The organism is Mixta sp. Marseille-Q2659 (assembly GCF_940807255.1).
Lineage (GTDB): Bacteria > Pseudomonadota > Gammaproteobacteria > Enterobacterales > Enterobacteriaceae > Mixta.
This window is the reverse complement of the sequence record NZ_CALNWY010000001.1, coordinates 1-21,896: the sequence shown is the minus strand read 5'-3', so window position 1 is coordinate 21,896 and position 21,896 is coordinate 1. Positions and strand designations below refer to the sequence as shown.

Below are 21,896 nucleotides of genomic sequence, written 5' to 3'. Positions count from 1 at the left end.
AGATGAGTAATTCAGCCGCAGCGGGCGCGCCGCACAGCAGGCAGCTGCATAAATTTGGCGGCAGTAGCCTGGCCGATGTTAGCTGTTATCAGCGCGTCGCAGGCATTATGGCCGATTACAGCCAGCCAGGAGATTTAATGGTGGTTTCTGCCGCGGGCAGCACCACTAACCAGCTGATTAGCTGGTTAAAGCTCAGTCAGAGCGATCGGCTTTCGGCCCATCAGGTACAGCAAAGTCTGCGTCGTTATCAGTCCGATCTGATTAAAGGTCTGCTGTCGCCGGAATTAGCTCAGCCGCTACTGAACCAGTTTATTCAGGATCTGGAGCGCCTGGCGGCGCTGCTGGACGGCAAAATTACCGATGCGGTCTATGCCGAAGTCGTCGGTCACGGCGAAGTATGGTCAGCGCGGCTGATGGCGGCGGTGTTGCAACAGCGCGATCTGGAAGCGTGCTGGCTGGATGCGCGTGAGTTCTTGCGCGCCGAACGCGCGGCGCAACCGCAGGTAGATGAAGGCAAATCCTGGCCGCTGTTACAGCAGTTGATGGCGCAGCATGCGCATCAGCGTCTGGTGGTCACCGGTTTTATTAGCCGAAACGACGCCGGAGAAACCGTGCTGCTGGGTCGCAACGGCTCCGACTATTCCGCCACGCAGATCGGAGCGCTGGCAGGCGTCAGCCGCGTGACGATCTGGAGCGATGTCGCCGGTGTTTACAGCGCCGATCCCCGCAAAGTAAAAGATGCCTGTTTGCTGCCCTTGCTGCGTCTCGATGAAGCGAGCGAACTGGCGCGCCTGGCCGCGCCGGTACTGCACGCACGTACGCTACAGCCGGTTTCCAACAGCGATATTGATTTGCAGCTGCGCTGTAGCTATCAGCCGGAGCAGGGTTCGACGCGTATTGAGCGTGTGCTGGCGTCCGGCACCGGCGCGCGCATCGTGACCAGCCATGACGATGTTTGCCTGATTGATATTGAAGTTGCTCCGCAGCACGATTTTGCCGCGCTGCATAAAGAAGTCGAGCAGCTGCTGAAACGCGCGCAGATCCGCCCGTTGGCGATCGGTGTCCACAGCGACCGTAACCTGCTGCAGCTCTGCTACACCTCGGAAGTGGTTAACAGCGCCTTCGCTCTGTTGCAGGACGCCGGACTGCCGGGCCACCTGCATTTGCGCGAAGGGCTGGCGCTGGTAGCGTTGGTTGGCGCTGGCGTTAGCCGTAACCCGCTGCACAGTCATCGTTTCTGGCAGCAGATCAACGATCAGCCGGTGGAATTTATCTGGCAGTCGGAAGAAGGCATCAGTCTGGTGGCGGTGTTGCGCGTCGGCCCGACCGAACATCTGGTGCAGGGGCTACATCAGTCGCTGTTCCGCGCGGAAAAACGTATCGGCCTGATGCTGTTTGGCAAAGGCAATATCGGCTCGCGCTGGCTGGAACTCTTTGCCCGCGAGCAGAAAAGCCTCTCTGCCCGTACCGGTTTCGAATTTGTGCTGGCAGGCGTTGTAGACAGCCGCCGCAGCCTGCTGAGCTATGACGGGCTGGATGCCAGTCGGGCGCTGGCGTTTTTTGAAGATGAAGCGGTCATGCAGGATGAGGAGTCGCTATTCTTGTGGATGCGCGCGCATCCTTACGACGATCTGGTGGTTCTGGACGTAACCGCCAGCGAAGCGCTGGCCGGGCAATATCTGGATTTCGCCAGCCACGGCTTCCATGTGATTAGCGCCAATAAAGTGGCTGGCGCGTCAGATAGCTACCACTGGCGGCAGATCCGTGACGCCTTCGCGAAAACCGATCGTCACTGGCTGTATAACGCCACGGTTGGCGCCGGTCTGCCGGTCAATCATACAGTGCGCGACCTGCGGGAAAGCGGCGACAGCATTCTGTCGATCAGCGGCATCTTCTCCGGCACGCTCTCCTGGCTGTTTTTACAGTTCGACGGCACGGTGCCTTTCAGCGAACTGGTCGATCAGGCCTGGCAGCAGGGGCTGACTGAACCGGATCCGCGCGTTGACCTTTCCGGTCAGGATGTCATGCGCAAGCTGGTGATTCTGGCGCGCGAAGCGGGCTACGATATTGAACCGGATCAGGTGCGTGTGGAGTCGCTGGTGCCTGCCGGTTGTGAGCAGGGTTCGGTGGATCATTTCTTTGAAAATAGCGAAGCGCTGAACGAGCAGATGTTACAGCGTCTGGAAGCGGCGCAGGAGATGGGACTGGTGCTGCGTTACGTCGCCCGTTTCGATGCTAACGGCAAAGCGCGCGTCGGCATTGAGGCGGTACGTCCTGAGCATCCGCTGGCCGCGCTGCTGCCGTGTGACAATGTCTTTGCTATTGAAAGCCGTTGGTATCGCGATAACCCGCTGGTGATCCGCGGTCCCGGCGCCGGACGCGATGTGACCGCCGGGGCGATTCAGTCCGACATTAACCGGCTGGCGCAACTGCTGTAAACGGGAACGGGTGGCGCAAGCCACCCGTTTTGCTTTCTCGCTTCTTGAACCATGCGTCAGAAGAGAGCGAAGCCTTTTAGGCCAAAATAAACGGGTCGGCATTTAACTGCTTTTTAAATCCTTTTAAAAGTTACAGGCACTGCTAATGTCCTGTGGTTCAGAGGAGCCAAATAAAAGAGAATGCTGCGTTATTCGATGCTAAGGCCTTAAACCGTTGTGGTTACACGCTTCTCTACCTGCCTGTCGCGTATGGATGATGAGATGAAAGATATTCAGCGCAAGTTGAATGCTTTTTGATTGACAAATAAACAGCCAGGCTGCATCTTGTGGAGCTGTAGACGTCTAAACGTATGGATGTTTGTAAGGCGCGGGTTGTTTTCTTCTAATAGCGATAGATAAGGTAGAGCGGATATGAGTTTCTTTCACGCCAACCAGCGCGAAGCGCTGAACCAGAGCCTGGCAGAACTGAACGGGCGTATTAACGTTTCCTTTGAGTTTTTCCCGCCGCGTACCAGTGAAATGGAAGAAACACTCTGGAGTTCTATTGATCGTCTGAGCAGCCTGAAGCCTAAATTTGTTTCGGTCACCTACGGCGCCAACTCTGGCGAGCGCGATCGTACCCACAGCATTATCAAAGGTATTAAAGATCGTACCGGTCTGGAAGCTGCGCCGCATCTGACGTGCGTTGACGCTTCGCGCGATGAACTGCGCACTATCGCTCAGGATTACTGGAACAGCGGCATTCGTCATATTGTCGCGTTACGCGGCGATCTGCCCGCAGGCGGCGGCAAGCCCGATATGTATGCCACTGATTTAGTAGCACTGCTAAAAGAGGTTGGCGATTTTGATATCTCTGTGGCCGCCTACCCGGAAGTGCATCCAGAAGCCAAAAGCGCTCAGGCCGATCTCATCAACCTGAAGAAGAAAATTGATGCCGGGGCGAACCGGGCGATTACGCAGTTCTTCTTCGACGTTGAAAGCTATTTACGGTTTCGCGATCGCTGCGTGGCGACCGGTATTGATGTTGAAATCGTGCCTGGCATTCTGCCCGTTTCCAACTTTAAACAGCTTCAGCGCTTCGCTACCATGACCAATGTGCGCGTGCCTGGCTGGATGAACAGCATGTTTGCCGGTCTGGATGACGATCCTGAAACGCGCAAAATGGTCGGTGCCAATATCGCGATGGATATGGTGAAAATTCTCAGCCGCGAAGGCGTGAAGGATTTTCACTTTTACACGCTAAACCGTGCGGAAATGAGTTACGCCATCTGCCATACGCTGGGCGTTCGTCCGGTAACGGAGCTGGTTGCCTGACAGAAGACATTTCTGGGTTCTTTTGCTCATCTGTATAAAACTCGCTGATTTATCCGCATAAAAAAAGTTCATGTCCCTCAGGGCATGAACTTTTTTGACGTTGTCTGTTAATCGCCTCGCTTACGGAAGGCGGCTATTCAGGTTAACCGGTGTTACGCATTCCTGCCGCGACGCCAGCGATGGTCACCATCAGCGCCTGCTCAACCTGCGGATCCGTCTCTTCCCCTTTCGCTTCCTGCGCGCGTGAACGATGCAGCAGTTCAGCCTGTAGCACATTAAGCGGGTCGGTATAAACGTTGCGCAGGGCGATAGATTCGGCGATCCACGGCTCGTCCGCCATCAGATGCGCATCGTTAGCGATGGTCAGCACCGCTTTAATATCTGCAGCCAGCCGATCGCGCAGCTCTTTGCCCAGCGGCCAGAGCGAAGCATCCACCAGGCGTTGATCGTAATATTCCGCCAGCCAGAGGTCAGCCTTGGAAAAGACCATTTCCAACATGCCAAGACGGGTTGAGAAGAACGGCCAGTCACGACACATCGCTTCCAGCTGATCCCGATGTCCTTCATCCATCGCCTTTTGCAGCGCCGCGCCAGCGCCCAGCCAGGCGGGCAGCATCAGGCGGTTTTGCGTCCAGGCGAAAATCCACGGGATGGCGCGCAGCGATTCAACGCCGCCGGTCGGACGACGTTTCGCCGGACGCGAGCCCAGCGGCAGTTTGCCTAATTCCAGTTCCGGCGTTGCCGAACGGAAATAGGGCACGAAGTCTGGATTTTCGCGTACGTAGCCGCGATACATGGCGCAGGAAACCTCAGAAAGCTGATCCATAATGGCGCGCCATTCGCTTTTCGGCTCCGGTGGTGGCAGCAGGTTCGCCTCAAGGATGGCGCTGGTATAAAGCGACAGGCTGGCGACGGCCACTTCCGGCAGACCATATTTAAAGCGGATCATTTCGCCCTGTTCGGTAACGCGCAGGCCGCCCTTCAGGCTGCCCGGCGGCTGGGAGAGCAGCGCCGCCTGCGCTGGCGCGCCGCCGCGTCCAATGGTGCCGCCGCGTCCGTGAAACAGCGTCAGGGCAATGCCCGCTTTTTCACAGGTTTTAATCAGCGCGTCCTGAGCCTGATATTGCGCCCAGGAGGCGGCCATGACGCCCGCATCTTTTGCCGAGTCGGAATAGCCGATCATCACCATCTGTTTGCCCTGAATAAAGCCGCGATACCAGTCGATGCTCAGCAGCTGCGACATCACATCGTTAGCGTTATTCAGGTCATCGAGGGTTTCAAACAGCGGCGCCACCGGCATCGCAAAAGGAATACCGGCTTCTTTCAGCAGCAGATGAACCGCCAGCACGTCGGAAGGCGTTTTGGCCATCGAAATGACATAGGCGGCGATAGAGCCGCGCGGTGCTTCCGCCGCCACGCGACAGGTTTCCAGCACCTCGCGCGTCTCTTCGCTCGGCTCCCACTGGCGCGGCAGCAGCGGGCGTTTGGAGTTCAGCTCACGGATCAGAAACGCCTGTTTGTCCGCTTCTGACCAGCTTTCATAATCACCAAGGCCAAGATAGCGCGTAATCTCGGCCAGCGCTTCGGTATGGCGTGTGCTTTCCTGACGCAGGTCGATACGCACCAGCGGCACGCCAAAACATTTCACCCGGCGCAGCGTATCGAGCAGCTGCCCGTTGGCAATAATGCCCATGCCGCATGCCTGCAAGGATTGATAGCAGGCATACAGCGGATCCCAAAGTTGGTCATTGGAAATCAACAACCCTTCCGGGCGCGGCAGGCGGTCGCCTTTCAGCCGGCGCTCAAGATAAGTTTGAGTCGTCATCAATTGCGCGCGCAGGCGTTTCAAAATTACGCGATAAGGCTCAAGCGCGTCCGCATCGCCGCATAGCGCACGCAGCTCCTCCGTACATTCCGACATCGACAGTTCGGAAATCAGCACGCCAATGTCGCGCAAAAAGAGATCGGCGGCTTTCCAGCGGCTCAGCTGCATGACGTGGCGCGTAATGCTGGCCGTGACGTTAGGGTTGCCGTCGCGGTCGCCGCCCATCCATGAGGTGAACTGCACCGGCACAAAATCAACCGGCAGCGTATAGCCAAAGGTTTCTTCTACCTGTTCGTTCAGCTCGCGCAGAAAATCAGGCACGCCATCCCACAGGCTGTTTTCCACCACGGCAAAGCCCCACTTGGCTTCATCAACCGGGGAAGGGCGATATTTACGGATCTCATCGGTATGCCAGGCTTGCGCCACCAGCTGGCGCAAACGACGCATAATCTGGTTGCGGTCATAATCAGTGAGATCATTATGATCGAGCTGTTTTAAACAGGTGTTTACCTCAACCAGTTTGTGAATCAGGGTACGGCGCGTAATTTCAGTAGGGTGAGCGGTCAGCACCAGCTCCAGCGACAGGGATTCAATCGCTGCGCGAATATCGGCTTCGTTCAAATCGGGCTTTTGCTTCAGGCGTTCGAAGGCTTTTTTCATCAGCTCAGGATGGTTAGCGCCTTCACCGTGCGGCGAAATCGTCTGGTACTGTTCAGCAACGTTGGTCAGGTTCAGGAACTGGCTAAAGGCGCGCGCGACCGGTAGTAGCTCGTCATTCGAGAGGTTTTGTAATGTGGTAAGCAGCTCCTGACGATGAGCGTCATTTCCCGCGCGGGATGACTTGGAGAGTTTGCGGATGGTTTCCACCCGATCAAGGATGTTTTCTCCCAGCGCATCCTTAATAGTATCCCCGAGCAGTTTGCCGAGCATACTGACATTACTTCGCATTGCGGAATATTGTTCGTTCATATGACCCCTGACACCCTTCTTGTCTTTTAATTTTTACCCTGGCGGGTATAACGCCGCCTTTTATCTAGCCATGTAACTTCTCGTTCGTCAATTGCGTAAAACCTGCAGCGTACTGCCGTTAAATGTAGGTAATTTAAGAAATTTAACAATGACGAAGTGGGATAAGTTATTCTTATCGGGAAAGTTGGAACTTTGCAGGAGCAATTTACCGTTTTTGCAGTCAATTGCCCCAAATGCTGCTAATTAGTGACAGAAATGGTTAACCAGTTGCGCGATCAGCTCGCGTGTTGGTTTGATAAATGCGGTATCAATAAATTCATCTGGCTGGTGCGCCTGATTAATCGATCCCGGCCCTAATACCAGGGTTGGACACAGCTGTTGAATAAACGGCGCTTCGGTACAGTAGTTCACCACTTCGGTCGGCGTACCGAGCAGCTTTTCCACTACCTGTACCAGCTGATGATCGCGCGGGCATTCATAGCCCGGAATCGGCGGATGCAGTTCCGCAACCGTCAGGCGGCCAGGCCAGCGCACGCTTACCGGCGCCAGCGCCTCATTCAATAACTCATCCAGATCCTTCAGCGTCAGACCCGGCAGCGGTCGAATATCCATATGCAGCTCGCAGCAGGCGCAGATGCGGTTGGCCGCGTCGCCGCCGTGGATATGGCCAAAGTTCATCGTCGGATAAGGGATTGCGAAGCCGTCATGGTGATAACGCTCTTTCAGCGTGTTGCGCAGCTCCATCAGATGGCCGATCGCTTCGTGCATTAGCTCAATGGCGTTAACCCCGCGCGACGGATCGCTGGAGTGGCCCGATTGTCCTTCAACGCGAATCACGTTCGAGAGATGCCCTTTATGCGCGCGCACCGGTTTTAAGGAGGTCGGCTCGCCGATAATCGCGCAATCCGGGCGCAGCGTGGCGGATTCAGCAAAATATTTTGCGCCCGCCATCGTAGTTTCTTCATCTGCTGTCGCGAGGATATAGAGCGGTTTTTGTAGCTTGCTGATGTCGGTGTCGCGCAGCGTATCCAGAATAAAAGCGAAGAAGCCTTTCATATCCGCCGTGCCAAGGCCGTACAGCTTGTTGTCATGCTCTGCCAGCGTAAAAGGATCGCGTGTCCAGCGTCCATCATCAAAGGGAACCGTATCGGTATGGCCCGCCAGCAGCAGGCCGCCTGTACCTTCGCCGCTTCTCGCCAGCATATTGAATTTATTGCGTGTGCCGGGCACCGGCTGGACTTCTACGTTGAAGCCTAAATCACGAAACCAGCCGGCCAGCAGAGTGATTAAACTTTCATTGCTCTGATCGAGCGCGCTGTCGGTGGCGCTGATGGATGGGATGGCTATCAGCTGGCGGTAAAGTTCGATAAAAGGCGGTAATTTTGTCTTCACTGTTGACGGTCCTTGAGTTAGGATGTATCAATATTCATGCAGTAATAGTGAATAAAAATACAATAACGTTGGTGCGATGGGAAATAAAATTACCCGCGGGTTAACGTTAGACTTCATGGCGCGCGGCGACAGGGCTGCACACCGGATCTGAATGACTGTAAAAGGTATACAGCCTGATGTTGAATACGCTGATTGTTGGTGCCAGCGGTTATGCTGGCGTTGAACTGGCGACCTTTCTGAATCGTCATCCGCATATGAACATAACCGCTTTAGCGGTTTCAGCGCAAAGCCCGGATGCCGGAAAACGTCTTTCCGATCTGCATCCGCAGCTGAAAGGGATTATCGACCTGCCGCTGGAGCCGCTGAGTGATGTCTCCGTCTGGGCCGAGCGAGTGGATGTGGTATTTCTCGCCACGGCGCATGAAGTCAGTCACGATCTGGCGCCGCAGTTTCTGGCCGCTGGTTGCGTGGTGTTCGATCTTTCCGGCGCGTTCCGCGTGAACGATGCCGATTTCTATACGCGCTATTACGGCTTTACCCATCAGTATTCGGCGTGGCTGGATAAAGCGGTTTACGGCCTGGCAGAGTGGCAGCATGACGCCATCAAAGAGGCGCAGCTGATCGCCGTGCCTGGCTGTTACCCGACTGCTGCGCAGCTGGCGCTGAAACCGCTGATTGAGGCGAACCTGTTGAATGATGCGCAGTGGCCGGTGATCAATGCCACCAGCGGCGTGAGCGGCGCCGGGCGCAAGGCCAGTATCAACAACAGCTTCTGCGAAGTCAGCCTTCAGCCTTACGGCATCTTTAATCATCGTCATCATCCCGAAATTGTCGCGCACCTTGGCGTGCCGGTGATTTTTACGCCGCATCTCGGCAATTTCCCACGCGGCATTCTGGCCACCATTACCTGCCGGTTGCAGCCAGGCGTCAGCCGTGAGGATGTAGCCGAAGCGTTTCATAACGCCTATCAGGACAAACCGCTGGTGCGCGTTTATGAGCAGGGCGTGCCGGCGCTGAAAGCCGTGGTCGGCCTGCCATTCTGCGATATTGGCTTCGCTGTGCAGGATGAACATCTGATTGTGGTAGCGGCGGAAGACAATCTGCTGAAGGGTGCGGCTTCGCAGGCGGTGCAGTGCCTTAATATTCGTTTTGGTTTCCCGGAAACGCAGTCACTTATTTAAGCGGATAACGATTATGACGACTCCATTAATTATCAAACTCGGCGGCGTGCTGCTGGATAGCGAAGAAGCGTTGGCGCGTCTGTTTACGGCGCTGGTGACTTACCGGGAAGCGCATCAGCGCCCGCTGCTGATTGTTCACGGCGGCGGCTGTCTGGTCGATGAACTGATGAAAAAACTGGCGTTGCCGGTGCAGAAGAAAAACGGCCTGCGCGTTACGCCTGCCGACCAAATCGACATTATTACCGGCGCGCTGGCAGGTACGGCGAATAAGACGCTGCTGGCCTGGGCGAAGAAACATCATATTCCGGCGGTGGGCCTGTGCCTGGGCGACGGCGGCATGGCGAATGTGGCGCAGTTTGATGAAGAACTCGGCCACGTTGGCAATGCATTGCCGGGCTCGCCGGCGTTGCTTAATACTCTGTTGCAGGCGGGCTATATGCCGGTAATCAGCTCCATTGGCATCACCGAAGAGGGGCAGCTGATGAATGTCAACGCCGATCAGGCGGCGACGGCGCTGGCGGCCACGCTGGGCGCGGACCTGGTTTTACTCTCTGACGTCAGCGGTATTCTTGATGGCAAAGGCCAGCGGATTGCTGAAATGACGACGGCGAAAGCGGAGCAGCTGATTGCTCAGGGCATCATTACCGACGGCATGATTGTTAAGGTTCATGCGGCGCTGGATGCGGCGCGTACGCTGGGGCGTCCGGTCGATATTGCCAGCTGGCGTCATGCCGAGCAGCTGCCTTCTCTCTTTAACGGCGTGTCGATCGGCACCCGGATTCACGCATAAAGCAATAACATTCAAGGATTAAGACATGCAAAACCAAGGCATCAAGAAAATCGTTCTGGCTTACTCTGGCGGTCTGGATACGTCGGCTATTATTCCGTGGCTGAAAGAGAACTACGGTTGTGAAGTGGTCGCCTTTGTCGCGGATATTGGCCAGGATCGTGAAGATTTAGTCGGCGTAGAGAAAAAGGCGCTGCAATCTGGTGCGTCAGAATGTCATATCGCCGATCTGCGTGAAGAATTTATTCGTGACTACGTTTATCCGGTGCTGCAAACCGGCGCGCTGTATGAAGGCAGCTATCTGCTGGGCACCTCGATGGCGCGCCCGATTATCGCTAAAGCGCAGGTTGAGCTGGCGCTGAAAGTGGGCGCCGATGCGTTATGTCATGGCGCAACCGGCAAAGGCAACGATCAGGTGCGTTTCGAAACTACCTATACCGCGCTGGCGCCGCAGCTGAAAGTGGTCGCGCCCTGGCGTGAGTGGAACCTGCGTTCGCGCGAAGCGCTGCTCGACTATCTGAAAGAGCGCAATATCCCGACCACCGCCTCGCTGGAAAAAATCTACAGCCGTGATGAAAACGCCTGGCATATTTCTACTGAAGGCGGCGTGCTGGAAAGCCCATGGAATGCGCCGAACAAAGATTGCTGGGTCTGGACCGTCGATCCGCAGGAAGCGCCGGACCAGCCTGAGCAAGTGACTGTCACCGTAGAAAAAGGCCGCGTGGTAGCGGTTAACGGTGAACAGCTGAGCCCGTTCCAGTGTCTGGACAAACTGAACGCGCTGGGCGCGAAACATGGCGTAGGCCGCATCGACATCGTCGAAAACCGTCTGGTCGGCATTAAATCCCGCGGCTGCTATGAAACTCCGGGCGGCACCATTATGGTTAACGCGCTGCGTGCCGTAGAGCAGCTGGTTCTGGATCGCGACAGTTTTAAATGGCGCGAGCAGCTGGGCCTGGAGATGTCCTACGTGGTTTATGACGGACGCTGGTTCGCTCCGCTGCGTAAATCCCTGCAGGCGGCGGCTGAATCGCTGGCAACCGAAGTGAATGGCGAAGTGGTGTTGCAGCTCTATAAAGGCCAGGTTACCGCGATTCAGAAAAAATCCGCTAACAGCCTCTATTCTGAAGAGTTCGCGACCTTTGGCGAAGATGAAGTTTACGATCACAGCCATGCGGGCGGCTTTATCCGTCTGTTCTCACTCTCTTCACGTATCCGTGCGCTGAACGAGAAAAAATAACTGACGGTAAGGGCGGCGCGCGGTGGCCGCCCTGATAACAAGCCAGGCTGAGCCTTGCGCGCAACAGATTTCAGGAGCATTCAAGATGGCATTATGGGGTGGACGGTTTACACAGGCGGCAGATGGACGGTTTAAACAGTTCAACGATTCGCTGCGTTTTGATTATCGTCTGGCGGAACAGGACATTACCGGCTCTGTTGCCTGGTCTAAAGCGTTGGTGACCGTTAACGTGCTGACCCAGGATGAGCAGCAGCAGCTGGAAGTTGCGTTGAATACGCTGCTGGAAGAAGTGCGCGCTAATCCGCAACAGATTCTGCAAAGCGATGCCGAAGACATTCATAGCTGGGTTGAAGGCCGTCTGATTGAGAAAGTCGGCGCACTGGGCAAAAAACTGCATACCGGCCGCAGCCGCAACGATCAGGTGGCGACCGATTTAAAACTCTGGTGTAAAGAACAGGTTTTACTGCTGCTGAGCGCGGTGCGTGAACTGCAGCAGGCGCTGGTGGCGACGGCGGAAGCCAATCAGGATGCCGTTATGCCGGGCTATACCCATTTACAGCGGGCGCAGCCGGTGACATTTGCTCACTGGTGCCTGGCTTACGTAGAAATGCTGGCACGTGATGAAAGCCGTTTACAGGATACGCTGAAGCGTCTGGACGTTAGCCCGTTGGGCTGTGGCGCGCTGGCAGGCACTGCTTATGAAATCGATCGCGAGCAGCTGGCGAGTTGGCTGGGCTTTGCTTCTGCCACACGCAACAGCCTGGACAGCGTTTCCGATCGCGATCATGCGCTGGAGTTGCTCTCCGATGCCGCCATCGGCATGGTACATCTGTCGCGTTTCGCCGAAGATCTGATCTTCTTTAATACTGGCGAAGCGAACTTTGTTGAGCTGTCCGATCGGGTGACGTCCGGCTCATCGCTGATGCCGCAGAAGAAAAATCCTGACGCGCTGGAACTGATTCGCGGCAAATGTGGCCGGGTACAGGGTGCGCTGACCGGCATGATGATGACGCTGAAAGGGCTGCCGCTCGCCTACAACAAAGACATGCAGGAAGATAAGGAAGGGCTGTTCGATGCGCTCGATACCTGGCTTGACTGCCTGCATATGTCGGTGCTGGTGCTGGATGGCATTCAGGTAAAACGTCCACGTTGCCAGGAAGCGGCGGAGCAGGGTTACGCGAACGCCACCGAACTGGCGGATTATCTGGTCGCCAAAGGCGTCCCTTTCCGTGAGGCGCATCATATCGTCGGTGAAGCGGTCGTCGCGGCCATCAGTCATGGCGTGGCGCTGGAAGCCTTAACGCTGGCGCAGCTACAACAGTTCAGTCCGATGATTGAACAGGACGTGTATGCTGTTCTTTCGCTGCAATCTTGCCTGGATAAGCGTAATGCGAAAGGCGGCGTCGCGCCGCAGCAGGTTGCAAAAGCCATCGCCGAGGCGAAACAGCGTCTGCAGTAAAGGACTATTGTGTTTTGCAGGCATAAAAAAGGCGGGCATGCTAGCCCGCCAACCTCTGACTTCAAGTATTTCTTCTTATAGGCACATCTGAAAACCGGCCTGGGTAAGGAGCCGGTTCCCGGATTCTCAGGCAACGTGGAAGAATTTTTCCAGATCGTCGCTGCCGCCGATATGACGTCCGCCAATGAAGACCTGCGGTACGGTGGCGCGGCCGGTCATAGCGCGCAGACTAACGGTAGTTGCATCCTGACCCAGCACGATTTCTTCGTACTGAATGCCGCGATCGATCAGCATCTGTTTTGCTTTAGTACAGAATGGGCAGCCCGGCTTGGTAAACAGGGAGACGGATTCCTGCACTTTAAATTCCGGCGCCAGATAACGCAGCATGGTATCGGCATCCGAAACTTCAAACGGGTCGCCTGGCTTATTCGGCTCAACAAACATTTTCGCCACGACGCCGTCACGAACCAGCATTGAATAGCGCCATGAACGCGGGCCGAAGCCTAAATCGGCTTTCTCAACCAGCATCTCCATACCACGCGTGAAATCACCGTTGCCGTCTGGAATAAAAGTAATGTTGTCAGCGTGCTGATCGGCTTTCCATGCGTTCATAACGAAGGTGTCGTTAACTGAAACACAGAGAATGCTGTCAACGCCGTGCTGAGCAAATACGCTTGCCAGTTCGTTGTAACGTGGCAAATGGCTGGAAGAGCAGGTTGGAGTGAAAGCACCCGGCAGCGAAAATACGATAACGGTTTTGCCCTTAAACAGCTCGTCAGTTGTAACATCGACCCAGCTATCGCCCTGACGTGTGTGAAAAGTGACCTGCGGGACGCGTTTACCTTCCTGACTTGCAAACATAAGAATCAATACCTCTTAATTAACGTTGCGTTTGATGTGATTAACTTCTGGTGTGCATTATTGTTATCCACGCTTGATAGGGCTAATCGTTCATTGCTATTCTATTCATTGCCACGGGCTATCGTGGCTCGGAGGATAAAATGAATATTCGTGATCTTGAATACCTTGTTGCTCTGGCTGAACATCGCCATTTTCGTCGCGCTGCCGACGCCTGTCATGTCAGCCAGCCTACGCTGAGTGGCCAGATCCGTAAGCTTGAAGATGAGCTTGGCGTTATGTTGCTGGAGCGCACCAGCCGCAAAGTACTCTTTACTCAGGCTGGCCTGCTGTTGGTGGATCAAGCGCGTACGGTGCTGCGTGAAGTGAAGGTGCTGAAAGAGATGGCCAGCCAGCAGGGCGAAGCGATGTCCGGCCCGCTGCATATTGGTTTGATTCCTACGGTAGGGCCCTATCTGTTGCCGCATATTATTCCAATGCTGCACCAAAGTTTCCCTAAGCTGGAAATGTATCTGCATGAGGCGCAAACACAGCAACTGCTGAGCCAGCTGGACAGCGGCAAACTCGACTGCGCTATTCTGGCGTTAGTGAAGGAGAGCGAAGCCTTTATTGAAGTGCCGCTGTTTGATGAACCGATGAAGTTAGCGATCTGGCAGGATCATCAGTGGAAAGATCGCGATCGTGTACCGATGTCCGACCTTTCTGGTGAGAAGCTGTTAATGCTAGAAGATGGTCACTGCTTACGCGATCAGGCGATGGGCTTCTGTTTCCAGGCAGGCGCTGACGAAGATACGCATTTCCGTGCAACCAGTCTTGAAACGCTGCGTAATATGGTAGCGGCCGGAAGTGGCATCACGCTGCTGCCTGCGCTGGCGGTGCCGCAGGAGCGTACGCGCGACGGCATTACCTACCTCTCCTGCTATAAACCGGTGCCGCAACGCACTATCGCGCTGGTTTATCGTCCGGGATCGCCTCTGCGCAGCCGTTATGAACAGCTCGCTGAGGCTATCCGCAGCCATATGCAGGGGCATATGGAAACCACGTTAAAACAGGCGGTTTAACCCGTTCAGGGCGGCAACGCGATACGCTTCCGCCATGGTGGGGTAGTTAAAGGTGGTATTCACGAAATATTCGATCGTGTTGCCACCATTTTTTTGCTCCATAATCGCCTGGCCGATATGAATAATTTCGGCGGCACGTTCGCCAAAGCAGTGAATGCCAAGGATCTCTTTGGTATCGCGGTGAAACAGGATTTTCAAACTGCCGACATTCATCCCAACGATTTGCGCGCGAGCCAGGTGCTTGAACTGCGCCCTACCTACCTCATAAGGCACTTTCATCGCCGTCAGCTGCTGTTCGGTTTTACCCACTGAGCTGATTTCTGGAATGGTATAGATCCCGGTCGGAATATCTTCAATCAGGTGCGCTGTCGCTTCGCCTTTGATGACCGCCTGGGCAGCAATACGGCCCTGGTCGTAAGCAGCGGAAGCAAGGCTCGGATAGCCAATCACATCGCCGACGGCATAAATGTGCGGCTGCGCCGTCTGGTACATGCTGTTGACCTTCAGCAGACCGCGACCATCCGCTTCCAGACCGACATTTTCCAGTGATAGAGAATCGGTGTTGCCGGTGCGTCCGTTGGCATACAGCAGGCAATCCGCTTTGACTTTTTTACCTGATTTCAGATGGATAACAACGCCATCAGTAACGCCTTCAATTTTCTCAAACTCTTCATTGTGGCGAATAACCACGCCGCTATTCCAGAAATGGTAAGAGAGCGCATCGGACATTTCCTGATCGAGGAAAGCCAGCAGACGATCGCGCGTGTTGATCAAATCCACCTTCACATTCAGGCCACGGAAAATAGAGGCGTATTCACAACCGATCACGCCGGCGCCATAGATAATAACGTGGCCTGGCTCATGGTGAAGGTTGAGGATGGAATCGGAGTCGTAAATGCGCGGATGGGTAAAATCAACGTCAACCGGATGATAAGGGCGTGAACCGCAGGCAATCACAAACTTTTCTGCCGTCAGGCGTTCAACGGAACCGTCCGGGCGCGTTAAGGCAATGGTGTTCATATCCACAAAGCGCGCATCGCCTTGGTGCAGCTCACAGCGGTTGCGCTCGTAAAAGCCCTGGCGCATCCGCGTCTGTTGACTAATAACGTTTTCTGTATGGTTCAGAATATCGGCGAATGAAGATCGAAGAAGACGGGAGTGATCGCTGTATAAAGGGTTCTGGTTAAATTCAATGGTGCGGCTGACGGCATGTCGTAAAGCTTTGGATGGGATTGTTCCCCAATGGGTACAGCCTCCGCCAATATTGTGATACCGCTCGATAACTGCGATACGGGCTCCTTGTTTTACCAGGCCCATCGCGGCGCCTTCGCCGCCCGGGCCGGAGCCAATCACAATAACATCGTAATCGTAAGCATGTTGCATACCGGCACTTCCTTTATTTTATATACATTTTAGCAACGAGATTCTAACATCACGGCGCGGACATCCCAATTCTTCGAGTGATTTTAGCCTCAATTTGCTAAAGCGTGAGGTTAACAGTCGGTCACAAACTTTGACGGACTGTACGCTGAGTTATTTGTTATAGTGAGCGCTCAGTAAGCTAACAGGCAGAAAAATGGGCGTCAGAGCACAGCAAAAAGAACGTACACGACGTTCGCTAATTGAGGCGGCATTTAGTCAATTGAGTGCCGAGCGTAGTTTTGCCAGCCTGAGTTTGCGGGAAGTTGCGCGTGAAGCCGGTATTGCCCCCACCTCCTTTTACCGTCATTTCCGCGACGTCGATGAACTGGGTTTGACGATGGTGGATGAGAGCGGCCTGATGTTAAGGCAGCTCATGCGTCAGGCGCGTCAGCGCATCGCTAAAGGTGGTAGCGTAATCAAAACTTCTGTCTCTACCTTTATGGAATTCATCGACAGCAACCCTAACGCCTTTCGCCTGCTGCTGCGGGAGCGCTCCGGCACTTCCGCCGCGTTTCGCGCCGCCGTAGCACGTGAAATTCAACACTTTATCGCTGAGTTAGCTGACTACCTTGAGCTGGAAAATCGCATGCCGCGCAGTTTTACTGAAGCCCAGGCGGAAGCGATGGTAATTATCGTGTTTAACGCTGGCGCTGAAGCGCTGGATATTGACGTGGAGCAGCGGCGTAGGCTGGAAGAGCGGCTGGTGCTGCAATTGCGCATGATCGCCAAAGGCGCTTACTACTGGTATCGCCGCGAACAGGAGCGCATGGCCTCCACCCTTGATAATCAAAATGAAATAAAAAGGACAGGAGATGACCGAACAGAACCCACGCGATAAAGGAACCTTAGTGCTGGCATTTATTACCGGCCTTGCTATCAACGGTTCTTTTTCCGTGCTTTTTAACGCTTTTGTACCCTTTTCGATTTTTCCGCTTATTGCGCTGGGCCTCGCCGCATGGTGTTTACATCAGCGCTATCTTAATCGTGCGATGCCTGAAGGTATGCCTTCGCTGGCAGCCGCGTTTTTCCTGCTGGGTATCCTGTTGTACAGCGCCATTGTGCGTGCCGACTATCCAGAAATCGGCTCTAACTTTTTGCCTGTGGTGTTGATGGTGGCGCTAATCTTCTGGATTGGCACCAGGCTGCGCCGGAAACGTTGAGCATAGGGTGCCGTCAGGATGACGGTGCCGAAAGAGTAGAATTTACATGGAGGTTAACAATGAACAGATATTCTCTGACAGTCGTCCTGTCGCTTTTATTGTGCATCAGCTGCGGCGATTATCGTGATAAAGACTGGCAGCCGGGCGATGCTATTTATCAGACCGCGCCTTCAGGCCGCATCTATGGTGATGAGCGTAGCCAACAGGAAAGATTCAGCGACTGTATTGCTGGCAGCAAAGGGAACGATAGCGCTGCGCAAAGGCATTGTACTGCACGTTCCCAAACCATCGATCCTGACTATCTCGGCATTACCTTACCGCTGCACTTTTAGCGATGCGTCAGCAGCACGCCGCACTCCATATGATGGGTATAAGGAAACTGGTCGAATAGCGCCAGACGCGAAATGTCATGCGTCTGCGAGAGCGTGGCCAGATTGTCACACAGCGTTTGTGGATTGCAGGAAATATAAAGAATCTGCGCATAACCCTGTACCAGCTTCACCGTTTCCTCATCCAGACCACTGCGCGGCGGATCGACAAAAATGGTGTCGCACTGATAGCTCTTCAGGTCGATTCCCTGTAAGCGGTTAAAGGTACGTACGCCGTTCATCGCCTGGGTAAACTCTTCCGCCGCCATGCGGATAATCTGCACGTTATCGATCTGGTTGGCCGCAATATTGTATTGCGCCGCCGCTACTGAAGGCTTGGCAATCTCGGTCGCCAGCACGCGGCGGAAATTACGCGCCAGCGCTAACGAAAAGTTACCATTGCCGCAGTACAGTTCCAGCAGATCGCCCGTCGCCTCTTTAGTGACATCCAGCGCCCACTCCAGCATCTGAATATTCACAGCGGCATTGGGCTGGGTAAAACTGTTCTCAATCTGACGGTAGATCATATCGCGGCCTGCAACCGGCAGGCATTCATCAACATAATCGCGGTCGAGGCAAATTTTGGTTTTCGTCGCCCGGCCAATCAGGTTGACATCAAAACCCTGCGCGCGGAGTTCATCGCGCAACGCTTCTGCAGCAAGCTGCCAGCTTTCATCAAGCTTGCGATGGTACAGCAACGAAATAACTGCCTGACCGCTTAATGTAGAAAGATAATCAATCTGGAACAGCTTACGACGCAGCACATCATTACCGCGGATCGCGGCGATCATTTTTGGCATCAGCTGGTTAATTAATTCGCCTGCCGCCGGAAATTGATCAACCCGAATACGATCGCGCGTCTGCTGATCGAAAATGATGTGATAAAGATCGTCTTTATCATGCCAGATACGAAATTCGGCCCGCATACGGTAATGACTGACCGGCGAGCGAAATACCTCAACACCGGGCGCGGAAAAAGGCGCCATCATGCTTTGCAGGCGCGTGATTTTTTCCGCGAGCTGGGTTTCATACTGGTCGACGGGCAATTTTTCGGGCGTCATGGCTTTTCCTGATTGAATGGCAAACTTGCCGGGCGATTGTAGGGATTCACTGCGCGATGTCCAGCCCTGTCATTGCCTCGTTCTTTGGCGGCCCAGCAGTCTGGACTTCCGTAAACCTCAATTGTAGACTGCGCGAGCCGGCCTCCTGCTGAGTTAATAGGGAATCCAGTGTAATTCTGGAGCTGACGCGCAGCGGTAAGGAATGTCGTGGCGATTGCTGATAGCAGACACTGTCATTTGATGGGAAGTCTTCGCCACTTAATCGATTCCAAGCCCGAAGACCTGCCGGTAATACGTCGCACTTTACGGCTATCGCGTACTATTGGCCGTATGCCTGCGGCATCCTGCTTTGTTTTTGGATGCTTAAATAAAATGATGATAATGAAAAGAACGCCGTTAGCACTGGCTGTTACGGCGGTTTACCTGTGGGCGTCTCCCGTCAGCGCTGCAAAAAACGATGACGCAATGGTGGTTACCGCAAACCGCACTCAGCAGCCTGTATCGAGCGTATTGGCGCCGGTTGACGTTATTACGCGCGATGATATTGATCGCTGGCAGGCGAAAACGCTGACGGACGCGTTAAGGCGTTTGCCCGGTGTTGATGTGTCACAAAACGGCGGCATGGGACAGGTCAGTTCGCTCTATGTGCGCGGTACCGAAGCGCGTCATACGTTGGTATTAGTTGACGGCATTCCGCTGGCTAAACCTAGTATTACCGGCGTGGCGGATTACGATCAGATCCCCATTTCTCTGGTACAGCGTATTGAATTCGTGCGCGGCGCGCGTTCGGCTGTTTATGGTGCCGATGCGATCGGTGGCGTGATTAATATTATTACTCAGGCAGAACAGCCGGTGAGCCAGCTACAGGTCGGCGTCGGCTCTAATCACTATCAGCAGTATGATGGCGCGCTGCGTCAGGCCTTAGGTAAGGATACGCTGGTAACCGTTGCAGGCGCTTTCCAGGATACTAAAGGCTTTAACGTCCAGCCGCAGTCGACCTATTCGGTTGACAGCGATCGCGACGGATTTCGCAGCAAAACCTTCTGGGCGGGCGTTGACCATCGCTTTAATGACGCGTTTTCCGGTTTTGTCCGCGGCTACGGCTACGACAATAAAAGTATGTATGACGCCGGGTATGTGAACGGCGGCGATATACGTCAGCTTTATAACCATACCTGGGAATCAGGACTCGCTTTCAATCAGGGCGATTACGCCTCGCAGCTGACGCTGAGCCTGCAAAAGTATAAAGATTATAATTATGCCAGCACGCAGGGGCTGTATCACAGTGGTACGACGCTGGATGTTATGGAACAGCGCAATCTGCAATGGGGCAATAGCTATCGCATCGGGCAGGGCACTATCAGCGCCGGCCTTGACTGGCAGGAACAGCGTTTGGTTTCGCGTGATGATTACGCTTCCGATCGCTATAAGCGTACCAATACCGGTTACTACCTGACGGGACAGCAGCAGATTAATAAAGTCACGCTTGAAGCAGCATTGCGCGGTGACGATAACAACCAGTTTGGCTGGAATACCACCTGGCAAACCGCGGCAGCGTGGGAGTTTATTCCTGATTATCGTGCAACGCTTTCTTATGCCACCGCTTTCCAGGCGCCGACGCTGGGGCAAATGTATGGTCAGCAACGTCTTTATATTTCCGCCTCGCCCGATCTGGACGCAGAAAAATCGAAGCAGTGGGAGATTGGACTGGAAGGCTTAACCGGGCCTGTTGACTGGCGTCTTTCTGCTTATCAAAACAAAATCGATAATCTCATCGATTACTACTATGACGACGCGACCTTTCAGGGGCGTTATTACAACATTCAGTCAGCCACCATTCGTGGCATAGAGTGGACCGGCAGTCTGGATACCGGCATCTTTTCGCATCGCGTGACGCTCGGATACCTCGATGCGCGTCGCGATAGCGATGATGAGGTGCTGGCGCATCGCTCCAAACAGCAGTTTAAGTATCAACTGGACTGGTCTATGTTCGGGATCGATATGGATGTTGCCTGGCAGTATTACGGAAAAGGTTACTATAACAATACTAACCAGTACGCCAGCGAACAGCGGCGGATGCCGAGCTATAGCCTCGTTGATCTCTCCGCCTCTTATCCAGTCACCTCTCACCTGACGGTTCGTGGTAGAATTGCCAACCTGTTCGATAAAGATTACGAGACAGCGTATGGCTATGCAACAGCAGGGCGTGAGTACTACCTCAGCGGATCCTATAGCTTCTGATTTAAGGCCTACCGTACTGGTGTTTGATTCCGGTGTGGGAGGGCTCTCTGTCTATAACGAGGTTCGGCAGCTATTGCCGAACCTTCATTACCTCTACGTTTTCGATAACGTCGCTTTTCCCTATGGGGAAAAAAGCGAGGAATTTATTGTTGATCGCGTGGTGACCATCGTGGAGGCGGTGACAAAACGTTATCCGCTATCTATGGTGATCATCGCCTGTAATACCGCCAGCACGGTTTCCTTACCGGCATTACGTGCGCGGTTTGCTTTTCCTGTCGTTGGCGTCGTACCTGCTATAAAGCCTGCCGCCAGACTTACCCGCAATGGCATTGTTGGGTTATTGGCGACACGCGCTACGGTGCGTCGTCCCTATACGCGCGATTTAGTGGCGCAGTTTGCCAGTGAATGCAAAACCGAAATGCTGGGTTCGGCAGAGCTGGTGGAACTGGCGGAAATGAAGCTCCACGGCCAGACGGTTTCACTTGATGCGGTTCGACGAATTCTGCAGCCCTGGCTGCGTATGAATGAGCCACCAGATACTGTGGTGCTGGGTTGCACACACTTTCCTTTGTTAACAGAAGAGTTGCAGGCTGTGTTACCCGAAGGGACGCGTTTGATTGATTCGGGCGCAGCAATTGCGCGCCGCACAGCCTGGCTGCTTGAACATGAAGCGCCGGAAGCACGCTCCACCGATCCTGATTTGGCCTTTTGCCTGGCATTGACGCCTGAAACTGAACAATTATTGCCCGTTTTACAGCGTTATGGCTTCGAAAAGCTGGAAAAACTCGCAGTTTGATGAAAAAAGCAACGGTCGAATTTATTTTTGAAATTAGTACTTGTCAGCCCGAAAGAACTCCCTATAATGCGCCTCCACTGACACGGCACAACGGCTTCTTGGTCGGCCTGTTCAGGAAGGGAAAAGAAAATAAACTCTTGACTCTTCAGCGGGAAAGCGTAGTATACGCAGCCCGCGCCACTAAAGAATGTGGCGCTGCTCTTTAACAATTTATCAGACAATCTGTGTGGGCACTCACGGACGGGATACGCAAAAAAAATCTTGCAGTATCAAGTCTTGAAGAGTGAACACGTAATTCATTACGACGTTTTTCTTTGAGCATCA

17 protein-coding genes and 1 riboswitch are annotated in these 21,896 nt (G+C 54.3%); of the genes, 12 read left to right on the top strand and 5 right to left on the bottom strand.

The window, feature by feature from the left end; genetic code table 11:
• Positions 1-2: 2 nt before the first annotated feature.
• Complete coding sequence (locus P3C52_RS00085) at positions 3-2,438, top strand: bifunctional aspartate kinase/homoserine dehydrogenase II (RefSeq protein WP_275553219.1); 2,436 nt, start codon at positions 3-5, stop codon at positions 2,436-2,438.
• Between the two features lie 411 nt (positions 2,439-2,849).
• Positions 2,850-3,752: a methylenetetrahydrofolate reductase gene (metF, locus tag P3C52_RS00080; protein WP_275553218.1), complete on the top strand. Its 903-nt coding sequence runs from the start codon at positions 2,850-2,852 to the stop codon at positions 3,750-3,752.
• 142 nt (positions 3,753-3,894) lie between these two features.
• Here the strand turns inward: metF and ppc are convergent, their stop codons facing one another.
• Entirely contained in the window at positions 3,895-6,546 is a 2,652-nt protein-coding gene (gene ppc / locus P3C52_RS00075) for a phosphoenolpyruvate carboxylase (protein ID WP_275553217.1), read from the bottom strand.
• Positions 6,547-6,789: 243 nt separating this feature from the next.
• Positions 6,790-7,938, bottom strand: a complete 1,149-nt coding sequence (argE, locus tag P3C52_RS00070; RefSeq protein ID WP_275553216.1) for an acetylornithine deacetylase — start codon at positions 7,936-7,938, stop codon at positions 6,790-6,792.
• 176 nt (positions 7,939-8,114) lie between these two features.
• Between argE and argC the strand changes: the two genes are divergently transcribed.
• From argC to argH, 4 genes are all read left to right on the top strand, one after another.
• A complete protein-coding gene (gene argC / locus P3C52_RS00065) occupies positions 8,115-9,119 on the top strand; it encodes an N-acetyl-gamma-glutamyl-phosphate reductase (protein WP_275553215.1) in 1,005 nt (334 codons plus the stop codon).
• A gap of 13 nt (positions 9,120-9,132) precedes the next feature.
• Positions 9,133-9,909 carry an acetylglutamate kinase gene (argB, locus tag P3C52_RS00060; RefSeq protein ID WP_275553214.1) on the top strand — a complete coding sequence of 259 codons (777 nt, stop codon included), beginning with the start codon at positions 9,133-9,135 and terminating at the stop codon, positions 9,907-9,909.
• Between the two features lie 25 nt (positions 9,910-9,934).
• Entirely contained in the window at positions 9,935-11,146 is a 1,212-nt protein-coding gene (locus P3C52_RS00055; RefSeq protein ID WP_275553213.1) for an argininosuccinate synthase, read from the top strand.
• A gap of 85 nt (positions 11,147-11,231) precedes the next feature.
• Positions 11,232-12,605, top strand: a complete 1,374-nt coding sequence (gene argH / locus P3C52_RS00050) for an argininosuccinate lyase (protein WP_275553212.1) — start codon at positions 11,232-11,234, stop codon at positions 12,603-12,605.
• A 126-nt stretch (positions 12,606-12,731) separates the two neighbouring features.
• Here argH and P3C52_RS00045 read toward each other — a convergent pair whose 3' ends face one another.
• Positions 12,732-13,466, bottom strand: coding sequence for a redoxin family protein (locus P3C52_RS00045; protein ID WP_275553211.1), 735 nt, complete (start codon positions 13,464-13,466; stop codon positions 12,732-12,734).
• Between the two features lie 140 nt (positions 13,467-13,606).
• Between P3C52_RS00045 and oxyR the strand changes: the two genes are divergently transcribed.
• A complete protein-coding gene (gene oxyR, locus P3C52_RS00040) occupies positions 13,607-14,524 on the top strand; it encodes a DNA-binding transcriptional regulator OxyR (protein ID WP_275553210.1) in 918 nt (305 codons plus the stop codon).
• On the opposite strand, the gene sthA is transcribed toward oxyR, so the two are convergent.
• Positions 14,507-15,907 (bottom strand): Si-specific NAD(P)(+) transhydrogenase, encoded by a 1,401-nt coding sequence (gene sthA / locus P3C52_RS00035; protein ID WP_275553209.1) that lies wholly within the window; start codon positions 15,905-15,907, stop codon positions 14,507-14,509. The two genes, oxyR and sthA, sit on opposite strands and share 18 nt — an antisense overlap.
• 193 nt (positions 15,908-16,100) lie before the next feature.
• Here sthA and fabR point away from each other — a divergent pair, with 193 nt between their 5' ends.
• Genes fabR through P3C52_RS00020 form a run of 3 tightly spaced genes read left to right on the top strand, consistent with a single transcriptional unit; the run spans position 16,101 to position 17,438 of the window.
• Positions 16,101-16,784, top strand: a complete 684-nt coding sequence (gene fabR / locus P3C52_RS00030) for an HTH-type transcriptional repressor FabR (RefSeq protein WP_275553208.1) — start codon at positions 16,101-16,103, stop codon at positions 16,782-16,784.
• A complete protein-coding gene (locus P3C52_RS00025) occupies positions 16,759-17,106 on the top strand; it encodes a YijD family membrane protein (protein ID WP_275553207.1) in 348 nt (115 codons plus the stop codon). Before fabR ends, P3C52_RS00025 begins: the two co-directional genes overlap by 26 nt.
• A 59-nt stretch (positions 17,107-17,165) precedes the next feature.
• Positions 17,166-17,438 (top strand): hypothetical protein, encoded by a 273-nt coding sequence (locus P3C52_RS00020; RefSeq protein ID WP_275553206.1) that lies wholly within the window; start codon positions 17,166-17,168, stop codon positions 17,436-17,438.
• On the opposite strand, the gene trmA is transcribed toward P3C52_RS00020, so the two are convergent.
• Entirely contained in the window at positions 17,435-18,535 is a 1,101-nt protein-coding gene (trmA, locus tag P3C52_RS00015; RefSeq protein WP_275553205.1) for a tRNA (uridine(54)-C5)-methyltransferase TrmA, read from the bottom strand. The two genes, P3C52_RS00020 and trmA, sit on opposite strands and share 4 nt — an antisense overlap.
• A gap of 121 nt (positions 18,536-18,656) precedes the next feature.
• A riboswitch (cobalamin riboswitch) is annotated at positions 18,657-18,840 on the top strand.
• 70 nt (positions 18,841-18,910) lie between these two features.
• On the opposite strand from trmA, the gene btuB reads away from it, so the two are divergent.
• Complete coding sequence (gene btuB / locus P3C52_RS00010; RefSeq protein ID WP_275553526.1) at positions 18,911-20,776, top strand: TonB-dependent vitamin B12 receptor BtuB; 1,866 nt, start codon at positions 18,911-18,913, stop codon at positions 20,774-20,776.
• Positions 20,721-21,572 carry a glutamate racemase gene (murI, locus tag P3C52_RS00005; RefSeq protein WP_275553204.1) on the top strand — a complete coding sequence of 284 codons (852 nt, stop codon included), beginning with the start codon at positions 20,721-20,723 and terminating at the stop codon, positions 21,570-21,572. The genes btuB and murI overlap by 56 nt, the downstream gene beginning before the upstream one ends.
• Positions 21,573-21,896 lie beyond the last annotated feature (324 nt).